The sequence below is a fragment of the Staphylococcus muscae genome, assembly GCF_003019275.1.
Lineage (GTDB): Bacteria > Bacillota > Bacilli > Staphylococcales > Staphylococcaceae > Staphylococcus > Staphylococcus muscae.
In genome coordinates, this window is record NZ_CP027848.1 from 71523 (window position 1) to 84091 (window position 12569).

At 37.9% G+C, this 12569-nt stretch carries 16 protein-coding genes; 12 read left to right on the forward strand and 4 right to left on the reverse strand.

Annotated features, from left to right (window positions below):
• The first annotated feature begins 23 nt into the window (after positions 1–23).
• From C7J88_RS00345 to C7J88_RS00380, 8 genes are all read left to right on the forward strand, one after another.
• Positions 24–296 carry a UPF0223 family protein gene (locus tag C7J88_RS00345; RefSeq protein ID WP_095116112.1) on the forward strand — a complete coding sequence of 91 codons (273 nt, stop codon included), beginning with the start codon at positions 24–26 and terminating at the stop codon, positions 294–296.
• Between the two features lie 124 nt (positions 297–420).
• A complete protein-coding gene (locus C7J88_RS00350; RefSeq protein WP_095116113.1) occupies positions 421–960 on the forward strand; it encodes a helix-turn-helix domain-containing protein in 540 nt (179 codons plus the stop codon).
• A 12-nt stretch (positions 961–972) separates the two neighbouring features.
• Entirely contained in the window at positions 973–2073 is a 1101-nt protein-coding gene (locus C7J88_RS00355) for an ABC transporter ATP-binding protein (RefSeq protein ID WP_095116115.1), read from the forward strand.
• Positions 2060–2866 carry an ABC transporter permease gene (locus C7J88_RS00360; protein ID WP_095116117.1) on the forward strand — a complete coding sequence of 269 codons (807 nt, stop codon included), beginning with the start codon at positions 2060–2062 and terminating at the stop codon, positions 2864–2866. Before C7J88_RS00355 ends, C7J88_RS00360 begins: the two co-directional genes overlap by 14 nt.
• Positions 2863–3675, forward strand: a complete 813-nt coding sequence (locus C7J88_RS00365) for an ABC transporter permease (protein ID WP_095116118.1) — start codon at positions 2863–2865, stop codon at positions 3673–3675. Before C7J88_RS00360 ends, C7J88_RS00365 begins: the two co-directional genes overlap by 4 nt.
• Positions 3672–4742, forward strand: a complete 1071-nt coding sequence (locus tag C7J88_RS00370; RefSeq protein WP_095116119.1) for an ABC transporter substrate-binding protein — start codon at positions 3672–3674, stop codon at positions 4740–4742. The genes C7J88_RS00365 and C7J88_RS00370 overlap by 4 nt, the downstream gene beginning before the upstream one ends.
• 50 nt (positions 4743–4792) lie before the next feature.
• Positions 4793–5788, forward strand: coding sequence for a lipoteichoic acid stability factor AuxB (auxB, locus tag C7J88_RS00375; RefSeq protein WP_095116121.1), 996 nt, complete (start codon positions 4793–4795; stop codon positions 5786–5788).
• A 103-nt stretch (positions 5789–5891) separates the two neighbouring features.
• Positions 5892–6407, forward strand: a complete 516-nt coding sequence (locus tag C7J88_RS00380; RefSeq protein WP_095116124.1) for a DUF4064 domain-containing protein — start codon at positions 5892–5894, stop codon at positions 6405–6407.
• A gap of 46 nt (positions 6408–6453) precedes the next feature.
• Here C7J88_RS00380 and C7J88_RS00385 read toward each other — a convergent pair whose 3' ends face one another.
• A complete protein-coding gene (locus tag C7J88_RS00385; RefSeq protein ID WP_095116126.1) occupies positions 6454–7065 on the reverse strand; it encodes a YktB family protein in 612 nt (203 codons plus the stop codon).
• 111 nt (positions 7066–7176) lie between these two features.
• Between C7J88_RS00385 and C7J88_RS00390 the strand changes: the two genes are divergently transcribed.
• Positions 7177–7992, forward strand: coding sequence for an inositol monophosphatase family protein (locus C7J88_RS00390; RefSeq protein WP_095116128.1), 816 nt, complete (start codon positions 7177–7179; stop codon positions 7990–7992).
• A gap of 68 nt (positions 7993–8060) precedes the next feature.
• On the opposite strand, the gene C7J88_RS00395 is transcribed toward C7J88_RS00390, so the two are convergent.
• Entirely contained in the window at positions 8061–8246 is a 186-nt protein-coding gene (locus tag C7J88_RS00395) for a DUF5325 family protein (RefSeq protein ID WP_095116130.1), read from the reverse strand.
• A gap of 97 nt (positions 8247–8343) precedes the next feature.
• Here C7J88_RS00395 and typA point away from each other — a divergent pair, with 97 nt between their 5' ends.
• Positions 8344–10191: a translational GTPase TypA gene (typA, locus tag C7J88_RS00400; protein ID WP_095116132.1), complete on the forward strand. Its 1848-nt coding sequence runs from the start codon at positions 8344–8346 to the stop codon at positions 10189–10191.
• Positions 10192–10323: 132 nt separating this feature from the next.
• Positions 10324–11451, forward strand: a complete 1128-nt coding sequence (locus C7J88_RS00405; RefSeq protein WP_095116134.1) for an NADH-dependent flavin oxidoreductase — start codon at positions 10324–10326, stop codon at positions 11449–11451.
• Between the two features lie 24 nt (positions 11452–11475).
• On the opposite strand, the gene C7J88_RS00410 is transcribed toward C7J88_RS00405, so the two are convergent.
• Positions 11476–11661: a DUF2197 domain-containing protein gene (locus C7J88_RS00410; protein ID WP_095116136.1), complete on the reverse strand. Its 186-nt coding sequence runs from the start codon at positions 11659–11661 to the stop codon at positions 11476–11478.
• A 3-nt stretch (positions 11662–11664) separates the two neighbouring features.
• A complete protein-coding gene (locus C7J88_RS00415; RefSeq protein ID WP_095116138.1) occupies positions 11665–12147 on the reverse strand; it encodes a hypothetical protein in 483 nt (160 codons plus the stop codon).
• Positions 12148–12283: 136 nt separating this feature from the next.
• On the opposite strand from C7J88_RS00415, the gene C7J88_RS00420 reads away from it, so the two are divergent.
• Positions 12284–12559, forward strand: a complete 276-nt coding sequence (locus C7J88_RS00420) for an Fpa/YlaN family protein (protein WP_095116140.1) — start codon at positions 12284–12286, stop codon at positions 12557–12559.
• Positions 12560–12569: the final 10 nt, after the last annotated feature.

The window sequence follows — 12569 nt, forward strand, 5'->3', positions numbered from 1 at the left end:
CTGTTTGAAGGAGGGTCTGTGACATGGAATACCAATATCCAATTGATGTTGATTGGACGCAAGAAGAAATGGTCGATGTGATTTCATTTTTCAATGCGATAGAATCATACTATGAATCTTCAGTCGAGCGTGAGACGTTGATAGAACGTTATCGTGCTTTTAAGAAGGTAGTTCCAGGTAAAGCAGATGAGAAAAATATTTTCTCAGAATTCAAAGCGAGCAGTGGTTATGACAGCTATCTCGTAATGAAAAAAGCGAAGAATGAAACTGAACAGAAAACTTTGCATAATCGCTAAAAAATGGTTGTAATTCAAGCTGTATTTTGTTATTTTTATTAAGCGTTAAACAAAATGTTTAGTAAAAGTAAACTTAATACAGCTTTTTTTGTATATGTATTTATAAAGACGAGTAGGTGAAGTCGTGGAAATTGGTCAAAAGATAAGGAATTTGCGACATCTTAAAAATTTGACGCAGGAAGAATTAGGTGAACGGACTGATTTGTCTAAAGGATATATTTCACAAATAGAGAGCAATAAAACATCTCCAAGCATGGAGACATTTCTCAATATCCTTGAGGTGCTAGGTACCACACCACGTGACTTTTTTGAGCAACAAGAAATAACAAAGGTGCATTACCCAAAGCATGAACAACTCACTTATGATGAGAGTGACAAAGGATATTTTCTGCAATGGCCAGTAAAAACATCCAACGAATTCGAAATGGAACCGCTCATTTTAAAGTTACAACCACAAGCATCATATAAGACATTTGAAGCTTCAATGTCAGATACGTTTATTTATTGCTTAGAAGGCACAGTGACTTTGACATTGGGGGATGAATTCTTTGATGCACAACAAGGTGATGCACTTTATTTTAAAGCAACTCATGCACATAAATTATCGAATCATGGAGATGTTGAAGCACGTCTACTACTTGTTGCAACATCATCTTACTTATAGGAGGAAACGCACGTGGCACCTTTATTAACATTTGAACAGGTTACCAAAGTGTATGATGGTTCAACCATTTTAGACGGTATCGATATTGAAATAGAATCGGGCTATTTTTATACAATACTAGGTCCTTCTGGATGTGGTAAAACGACAATGCTCAAACTCATTGCAGGATTTGAGTCACCGGATGCTGGAAAGATTGTTTATCTCGGTAAAACAATCAATGAACTTCCTGCCAACAAACGTCAAGTCAATACAGTTTTCCAAGACTACGCATTATTTCCACACTTGAACGTGTATGATAATGTCGCATTTGGACTCAAGCTTAAAAAATTAAATAAAAAGACAATTGATATTAAAGTGAAAGATGCTTTAAAACTTGTGAAACTAGAATCTTATATTAATAGTTCGATACAAGCTTTGAGTGGTGGACAAAAACAACGTATTGCGATTGCACGTGCGATTGTGAATGAACCAGAAATTCTATTGTTAGATGAATCATTGTCTGCATTGGATCTCAAATTACGCACTGAGATGCAATATGAACTCAGAGAAATTCAATCCCGTCTTGGGATCACATTTGTGTTTGTTACACATGATCAGGAAGAAGCATTAGCACTGAGTGATTATATTTTTGTTATGCGCAAAGGTAAAGTCGAGCAATTTGGAACACCAACAGATATTTATGATGAGCCAGTGAATCGTTATGTTGCAGACTTCATCGGGGAGTCAAATATTATTGAAGGAACGATGATCGAGGACTTCGTCGTTAATATTTATGGACAAGATTTTGATTGTGTAGACCAAGATATTCCATCAAATACAGCGGTGGATGTCGTAATCAGACCAGAGGATATTTCGCTCGTACCAGAAGCACAAGGTTTATTTCAAGCAACGGTTACATCAACACTGTTTCGGGGTGTACATTATGAAATAATATGTGAAGACCATAAAGGTTACGAATGGACGATTCAATCTACGAAAAATGCAGAGATTGGTTCACGTGTCGGCCTCGACTTTGAACCGGAAGCGATTCATATCATGGTTCCGGGTGAAACAGAAGAAGAGTTTGATGCGCGTATAGAAGGATATGGAGATGGTAACGATGAAACATCTTAATCGATGGTTAGCCATTCCTTATTGGCTGTGGATGATTGGGTTTATTATTGTGCCGGTCGCAATGTTGATATATTTTTCTTTTATTGATATTCAAGGACATTTTTCTTTAACGAATTATGCACAATTTTTATCATGGCGTTATATGCGTATGTTGCTAGAATCGATTATATACGCTGCAATGATTACTTTGATATGTTTACTGTTTAGTTATCCAGCAGCTTACTTTATTCGTCAATCAAAGCATGCGGCGAGTTGGTTATTAGTCATGATTATTCCTACTTGGATGAATCTACTACTAAAGACATATGCATTTATTGGCATTTTCAGTCATGATGGAGTTATCAACCAATTGTTGAGGTTTTTGCATATACCGACGCAGACGATTTTATTTACGGCGCCAGCATTCGTTTTAGTGGCAGCATATATTTATTTACCATTTATGCTACTTCCTATTTATAACAGTATGAAAGATATCCCTGATCAGTTGTTTTATGCTGCGCAAGATTTAGGAGCCAGTCCAATCACTATCGTACGAAAAGTGCTCTTTCCGTTATCAATTGAAGGAGTGAAAACGGGTATCCAAGTAACCTTTATTCCAGCGTTATCATTATTTATGATTACACGATTAATTGCTGGAAACAAGGTCATTAATATCGGCACAGCCATTGAAGAGCAGTTCTTAGTGATTCAAAACTATGGAATGGGTGCAACGATTGCTTTATTCCTTGTATTATTCATGATGATCACGTTAATTTTCACGCGATCAAAAGGTCAAGGAGGGATGTCACGATGAAATGGTATGGTAAAACATATTTATATGTCCTACTCGTTATATTGTATTTGCCAATCTTTTTCTTGATGTTGTACTCCTTTAACAGTGCGGGAAATATGATTCATTTTGAAAAGTTTACGTTAGAACACTATGAAACGTTATTTGCGAACAAACGACTACTCCAAGTTGTGTTTAATACGATTGCAGTGGCATTGATTGCTGCAGCGATATCTACAATCATTGGCTTGTTTGGTGCACTCGCTTTGTATCACATACGTCAACAGATGCTTAAAGTATCATTGTTGACATTGAACAATGTACTCATGGTGTCATCTGATGTTGTGATTGGTGCTTCATTTTTAATTATGTTTACAGCAATCGGTCACTATACAGGGTTTAGCTTAGGTTTCACATCTGTCTTAATCTCACATATCGCATTTTGTATACCCATTGTCGTCATTGTCATCTTGCCAAAGCTTTATGAAATGAATCACTCGATTATTAACGCAGGGAGAGATTTAGGTGCAACGGAATGGCAATTATTTACGAAAATATTAATTCCGCAATTGATGCCTGGCATTATCGGTGGATTTTTTATGGCACTCACCTATTCACTTGATGACTTTACTGTTAGTTTCTTTGTCACAGGGAATGGCTTTAGTGTGCTATCTGTTGAAGTGTATTCAATGGCTCGACGTGGGGTGAGCATGGAAATCAATGCGATATCAACCTTATTGTTCGTGGTGATTATGATTGGTCTAATCGGTTATCAACTCATACAAAGACAACAGCGTAAACAACAATTAAAGAGACGAGGTGTGGCGCAATGAAACAATTTGTACAATTGATAGGTGGCGCACTCCTATTTGGTATTTTAAGTCTTGCGATTGGTTATTGGATCAGTCACGATAATGTTAAGGAAGAGCAAGAAGAGTTATACGTCTATAACTGGGGTGAATATATCGATCCTGCATTGCTTCAAAAGTTTGAAAAACAGACAGGGATTAAAGTCATATATGAAACATTTGATTCCAATGAAGCAATGGAAGCCAAAATTAGAAATGGCGGGACGCATTATGATGTCGCATTTCCAAGTGACTATACGATAGAGAAGATGAAGCAGTCAAACTTGTTGATACCGCTCAATCACGAACAAATTCCGAATATGAAACATTTAGATGCGCATTATATGGATCAGCCTTTTGATAGAAAGAATGTGTATTCAATCCCATACTTTTTTGGAACAGTTGGCATTCTTTATGATCAAGAGAAATATCCGGATATGAAGTTTGAGCATTGGTCTGACTTGAAGGACCCGCGTTTAGCCAATGATGTGATTTTTGTCGATGGTGCACGTGAAGTGATAGGGTTAGGTTTGAACAGTCTCGGGTATAGTTTGAATGATGCGGATGCCAAACATCTAGATGAAGCAGAAGCGCATCTTAAAACGTATGCACCCAATATTCGTGGTGTTGTGGGAGACGAAGTAACGATGATGCTTGAACAACATGAAGCAAGCGTGGCTGTTATGTGGAGTGGCTCTGCTGCACCATTATTCCAAGAAGATGACCGATTCAATTATGTCGTGCCGAAAGAAGGTTCGAACTTATGGTTTGATAATATGGTCATTCCGAAAACAGCACAAAATGTTGATGGTGCACACAAGTTTATTAACTTTTTGCATGATCCAGAGGTGAATCGTCAAAATGCAGAATGGGTTGCGTATGCGACACCAAATAAAACAGCGAGAAATATGTTGCCTGAAGAGATAAAGAATGATGAACGTGTCTATCCAACTGAAGAGACGCAACAGCGTTTAGAGGTGTATAAAGATCTCGGTACAGATGTATTGAGTGAATATAATGAGCGTTTCTTGAATTTTAAGATGGCTTTATAATTTAATATAATAGGATATAATGATATAAGGAAAAAATGAGGAGTGACATTATGACAGGTGAAGTATATACACAAATTAGACGACCTGTGAATCGGCTGGCCGAAAAAATATTAGGCTGGTTAAGTTGGTTATTAATATTAGGAGCAACTGTCATAGCCATGTTCTTTGGACTTGTCTTATTCAGTAATGAGAACTCCATTCAGAGTTTAGAATATGAACTTGCAAATAATCCAACAGTACAGGAGATTTTAGCAAACTATAATTTAACAACAACAGAATTAGTTATTCAATTACAAAATGGGGTATGGGCATTTATTGTTTATTTGATAGTCTGTTTATTGATTTCATTTTTAGCATTGATTTCGATGAACCATCGTATTCTATCAGGTATTCTATTTTTACTTGTCTCTTTCATTACGTTGCCATTGATTGTGATGCTCGTTCCAATCTTCTTTTTCATCGTTGCGTTAATGATGTTTGGTCGTAAAGAACGCATTGAATCTGTACCAATGTACGATGCATATGAATTTGAGCCGCAGAGACCTGTTTACGCTGAACCACAAAGAGATCCTGTACCGCCACAACGAGAAAGAGAATATCATAATATGCATGATGATGTGACAGAACAGCCCGAAGATGTTTCTATTATGTCACGAACAGCAAAATATCATCATAAACAATCGGACGCAACATCGTCACCTGAAGACGATGCCCATTTAGACGATACGATTGTTGAAGACATGCAAACAGTTGATGCTTCGGATAAAGAGATTAACGAATCATCACAAAGTAATGGTGCGCCGTATACGTATCAATCATTTGAAGATACAGTGCCGTTGACGAAAGAGGAATTGAAGCAACAGAAGAAGGAAGAAAAAGCTCAGTTGAAAGCAGAACGTAAAGCAGCGCGTAAGGCGAAAAAAGCTTATGCGAAAGAGCAACGTCAAAATAGACCGAGTGCTTCATCACAGCGACGTCAAAATTATGAAGACCGTATGAAGAAGCAACAAGAACGTACGGAACAAGATGGAGCGAATAAAGAATAGTGTTAAACCAATAAGCTGAAAATCTCAAGAATTTATTTCACGAGGTTTTCAGCTTGTTTTTTCGGGTAAACATAACTAAAGATACTTTGAAGGAGGAATCAGTATGTCAGATAACTATACATATCAGTCATATGAAACACCTGAACAACAACGAACACAAGAGACGCAACCCATTCCACCGAACAAACCGTTCAAAAGAACAGTTGAGAAAGTATTAACATGGGTTGGATTAGTATTACATCTTATTTGGGGCTTGTTAATTGCATTTGGTGTATCAATGATACCAAAAATCCAATCAGGAAGCCCTGAGTTACGTAAAGCAATGATTGAAGAAGGTTATGATCCAGAGTTATTTAATAACGTTGACCCCACATCAATGATTATTTTTGCGATTGTGATGACGGTCATTCCGTTTATTTTAGCTTTAATCGCAGTCTTTTTATTCAAAAAGTCTGTATTAGCAGGTATTTTACTCATTTTGGCAGCTGTATTAGGTGTCGTGATGAGCGGTAGCTTTATCGCTGCATTATTATGGTTTGTGGCAGCAATCATGTTATTTGTTCGCAAGCCAAAAGACCCGAAATATGTCGTGTCTAATGATGAACGTCATACAATTTAAAAGATGAAAAAAAGACGATACACGTCGAAATGTGTATCGTCTTTTTTTAACGGTAAAATTTAAGTAGGTAGTCAAAAGTTTCTTCAAGAAAAGCGATAAATTTATCATCATCTGCAAGTTCAGGTGCATTAGGTGTCAATGAACGAGCGACAAAAAATTCGCCTTTCTTAACATTTTTAGCACGTTGAATGCCTTTTTCAACTTCTGTTTCAGATAAATGGCTGATTTTAGACTTATCCGGTTTTGTATGATCAAGTGATATTTGGAAGTCAGGCGGTAAAGTGATTAATGTTTCCCAATTTTTTTCAAATACTTGAACATCATTCGCTTTGTTTGGATTCTCGTGCATCATGCCATACATCACGAAAAGGTGGTCTTCAAATAAACCAATTTGAAAATGGGGTAACATCTTGTATCCACGTGGATTCGTCGCAATGGCAACCCATGTATCTTTAGGAGGGTTGACCGTACGGCGTGCATGTTTGGCAACGTGTGGGTAAAAAGTTTCTCCTGTCACACTTTCAAGGTATTCAGCAAAATAATCACCCAATGCACGAAGTTGTGGTCGAATGTGGGCATCAAGTGCTGACATGCGTTCAGCTAATCCTTCAACTTCAAAAACTTTAAAATCTTCTTGTTTGAATGTATAACGTACCATAAGATACCTCCTAAATCGCATTATAATGACTTTATTGTAGCACATCTCAAATCGTGTCACATTTAAATTAAACCAATTTCATGTATAATAGAACCATTAGGAGTGAGATATATGCATTTATATGATTATGCAAAGCAGCTTGTGTTAGAAGCAGGCAATCATTTGCGCAAGATGATGAGTGAAGCGATAGATATAGAGACGAAATCAAATCCTAACGATCTCGTAACAAATGTTGATAAAGCGGTAGAACAATTCCTGTTTGATGAGATAAAAACAACGTATCCTAATCATCAAATCATTGGAGAAGAAGGACACGGACACGATGTGCATGATTTGAAAGGGACCGTATGGGTGATTGACCCAATTGATGGGACGCTGAATTTTGTGCATCAAAGTGAAAACTTTGCGATCTCAATTGGTATTTTTAAAGATGGAAAACCATATGCGGGATTCGTCTATGACGTCATGGCAGATACGTTATATCATGCTAAAGCAGGCTTTGGGGCATATAAAAATGAACGTTTATTAGAACCGATTAAAGATACACAATTAGCACAAAGTGTCATAGGGATGAATCCCAATTGGTTAGCTGCGAAAAAAATCACACCTGTATTAGCACCGATTGTTAGTGAATCAAGAACGGCACGTGCATATGGCTCGGCGGCACTAGAAATTGTTTATGTAGCAACAGGTCAACTTGCTGCTTACATCACGCCGAGATTACAGCCATGGGACTTTGCTGGTGGTATGATTATCTTACATGAAGTGGGGGGTGTAGCGACGAACTTTATGGGAGATCCGCTCACAATCACACACCCTGACTCTGTCGTTGTGGGGAATCAAGCCGTTCATAAAACAATTATGAAGCAGTATATGCAACCGCATCATGACTTTTTAGCGCCATGGCATACAAATTATCGTAGTTAGAAAAGATAGAGAAGAGGGATATGACGTATCATATCCCTCTTAGTATTTGATGTGGTGCGTTGAAGATGTTATAACCAGTCGTTCTCACGATATTTCTTTTTTAATGTAAAGCCATAGCCGAATGTTGCCATCATCAATGCAAATGTAATAACCATCCATAATAAGCTGCCAGCAGCAATGGCAAAACTAAACATTGTTAGAAAGAAAACGGCAATAATCGCCAAAACAAGAAAAATAGTTTTAGATTTTTGCATTCTTAACCCCACCTCATAGTTTCATCTGTGCATTTCTATGATATAATAAACAAGTTACAAAAGAAAGTGGCAATTTACTCATGAAAGGAATTACAGTATGACAAGTAGAAGAGAAGATGTGCGCAACATTGCGATTATTGCTCACGTAGACCATGGGAAAACAACATTGGTCGATGAATTATTAAAACAATCAGGTATTTTCCGTGAGAACGAGCATGTTGAAGAACGTGCAATGGACTCGAATGATATTGAAAGAGAACGTGGTATTACAATTTTAGCGAAAAATACTGCGATCGATTATAAAGGAACACGCATTAACATTCTAGATACACCAGGTCACGCTGACTTTGGTGGAGAAGTAGAACGTATTATGAAAATGGTAGACGGGGTTGTCCTTGTTGTTGATGCGTATGAAGGCACAATGCCACAAACACGTTTCGTATTGAAAAAGGCATTGGAACAAAACTTAAAACCAGTTGTTGTTGTGAATAAAATTGACAAGCCATCTGCACGTCCAGAAGGCGTTGTTGATGAAGTGTTAGACTTATTTATCGAACTTGATGCAAATGATGAACAGTTAGAATTCCCTGTTGTGTATGCTTCAGCGGTTAATGGAACAGCAAGTCTTGATTCAGATAAACAAGATGAAAATATGCAATGCTTGTATGAAACAATTATGGAGTATGTACCGGCACCAATCGATAACCGTGACGAGCCATTACAATTTCAACCTGCATTGTTAGACTATAATGATTATGTAGGCCGTATCGGTATTGGCCGTGTATTTCGTGGAACGATTAAGGTTGGCGATAGCGTATCATTATTGAAATTGGACGGTTCAGTGAAAAACTTCCGTGTAACGAAAATTTTTGGTTTCTTCGGTTTAAAACGTGAAGAAATTCAAGAAGCATATGCGGGCGACCTGATTGCTGTATCAGGTATGGAAGATATCAACGTGGGTGAAACAATTACACCGCAAGATAACCAAGAAGCATTACCTGTATTGCGTATCGATGAACCAACTTTAGAGATGACATTCCGTGTCAATAACTCTCCATTCGCAGGTCGTGAAGGTCAGTTCGTGACAGCACGTCAAATTCAAGAGCGTTTAGACATGCAACTTGAAACAGATGTTTCACTTAAAGTTACACCAACTGATTCCCCTGATGCATGGACAGTGGCAGGTCGTGGTGAGTTACATCTATCGATCTTAATCGAGAATATGCGTCGTGAAGGTTTTGAATTGCAAGTATCAAAACCACAAGTTATCTTGAAGGATATCGATGGAGAGTTGCATGAACCATTTGAACGTGTTCAAGCTGAAGTACCTGAAGAATATGCAGGTGCGATCATTGAATCACTTGGACAACGTAAAGGTGAAATGGTCGACATGGTAACAACTGATAACGGATTAACACGTTTAATCTTTAATGTACCAGCACGTGGCTTGATCGGTTATACAACAGAATTTATGTCAATGACACGTGGTTATGGTATTATCAACCACACATTTGATGAGTTCCGTCCACGTATCAAAGGACGTCTTGGTGGCCGTCGCAACGGTGTACTCGTATCAATGGACCAAGGCAGCGCAAGTGAATATGCAATCTTAGGATTAGAAGATCGTGGTATCAACTTTATGGAACCGGGTACAGAAGTGTACGAAGGTATGATCGTTGGACAAAACAATCGTGAAAATGACTTAACAGTTAACATTACGAAAGTGAAACACCAAACAAATGTCCGTTCTGCGACTAAAGATCAAACAGAAACAATGAAAAAACCACGTATTTTGTCTCTTGAAGAAGCACTTGAGTTTATTAATGATGACGAACTTGTAGAAGTAACACCTGAAAACGTTCGTTTAAGAAAGAAAATCTTGAATAAAGGTCAACGTGAAAAAGAAGCAAAACGCATCAAACAAATGATGGAAGAGAACGCATAAGCGTATCTAACAAATAATTGATAGAGTGAATGAGACTTATTTTAATCAAGTTGAGTTAAAAGCTTGATTTAGAGATAAGTCTCATTTACTATATTGCATATTGTATGATAGAGAAATAGGAGGATGTTTAGTATGAATGAGAAATTTGCACCACTGTTCCAATCATTGACGTTTCCTAATGGGAAAAAGATTGGAAATCGTTTTGTACTTGCGCCATTAACGCATACGATATCAAATGAAGATGGCACAGTATCGGAAAGAGAAGTGGCGTATATGTCGTCTCGTACGAAAGGTGTGGGCCTTGCGATTACGGCTGCGAGTTATACGAATGAAGAAGGTAAAGCATTCCCAGGTCAGCCTTCTATTTCGAAGGAAGCGGATATTGAAGGCTTGCGTCGTGTTGCGGAGACGATTAAAGAGAATGGCGCAACAGCGATTGTTCAAATCCACCACGGTGGCGTGAAGTCGTTGCCACAATTGGTGCCGAATGGTGATGTGAAAGGGCCAAGTGAAATTGAAACGAGCGGTTGGGGTGAAAAAACTGCACACAGTGCACGTGAGATGACTGGGGAAGAAATCTATCAAGCAATTGAAGACTTTGGACGTGCGACATCTCTTGCGATTAAAGCAGGTTTTGATGGTGTTGAAATTCACGGTGCCAATCATTATTTAATTCATCAATTCTTCTCACCGTATTACAATCGTCGACATGATATGTGGGGTGAACCATTACGTTTCCCAGTAGCTGTTGTGGATGAAGTGTTACGTGTTGCAGAAGAAGAAGGGCCTGAAAACTTTATCGTTGGATATCGTTTCTCACCAGAAGAAGCGGAAACACCAGGTATCACTATGGAACGTACAAAATGTTTAGTGGATACGTTAATCGAAAAACCACTAGATTATTTACATGTATCTTTAGGTGATATTCAATCACGCACAAGAGAAGGTGAATATGCAGGGGAAAAACGTATTTCACTCTTGCTTGATTGGATTGATGGGCGTATGCCGTTAATTGGTGTTGGCTCTATATTTAATGGAGAAGATGTTCTAGCTGCTCAAGAAACAGGTGTACCATTGATTGCGATAGGACGTGGCTTATTATTTGATCCTCAGCTTGTTCAAAAGATTGAAGCGGGTCGAGAAGATGAAATTATTGACTACTTTGACGCTGAAAGAGAAGATAAACACTCACTTCCGGATGAATTATGGGAATCATTTGTGACAGAACATTATGCATCACCGAAGAAAAACGAGCGTTAAATCTAAAAAAGTCATGATGCGATATTACGCATCATGACTTTTTTCAGTAGTCAATGATTGAGAAGGTCGTTGCCGTGGTGTATCCAAGCGGCTCTTACATTCATCACACATAAAAGTACGAATGGGGTTATTTTTTAAGCGTTTCGATAACAAGGTATTTTCGTCTAGTAATACCTCAGTGTCGCAGATGACACATGTCACTTTTCGCATGAATTATAGCACCTCGATATGTGTGACGTGTTTGAATTCGTATTGATAGCCTTCATCTTGTGTGTAGATGAAGCTATCCACACCGTCGTCATCATAGAGGCGTTTACCATCTTTTGCGAATTGGAAGAAGAGATACGGTAAAAGTGTGAACGGCACATCGATATGTTCTGACGCATTTGATAAACGAATTGTAGTCGCTGACGCATGTGGTTCTGCATTTTTGAAAAACGGCGTCATGTTAATTACAAATGATTCTTTTAAGACAGCACGTTTTTTGTATTCAATTTCAGAGTTAAGTGTCGGTGGGTTTGTTTGCCCTTCAAGAATCGCTCTGTTCCACTCACGATTGTCTTCAAACTTGATTGGCTTTTCACCTTCAAAAACACCTTTCTCCAAATCTTCAATTGTCACTTTACGGTCATCAAATATCCAAGTTGTACTATCAAGTGTAATTGGAAATTTAACAGCACCTTTAATTTGAATCATAGCTTATGCACTCCCTTGTTTTGACTAGTTCTATTTTAACATATATGAAAGTGGGGAGCTTTGGAATTTACTTGCTTTTTACTATGGGATAAGATAAACTTTTTACATGAAGATAAATCAATAGGGGGAGTCTGTCATGAGCAAGCAACATGATTATAGAACTGCTGCATATGACCAATTGAACCAAGATGCAGAGCGCATTTTACAACTTATCAAAGTTCAAATAGATAATTTAACGTTACCGCAGTGTCCATTATACGAAGAAGTATTGGATACACAGATGTATGGTTTACAGAAGGAAGTCAATTTTGCTGTAAATCTAGGGTTAGTGGATCAAGAAGACGGCAAGGCATTAATGTTACGTCTTGAGAAAGAATTATCAAAATTACACGAAGCATTTTTACGTATATAAAGTAACTGGG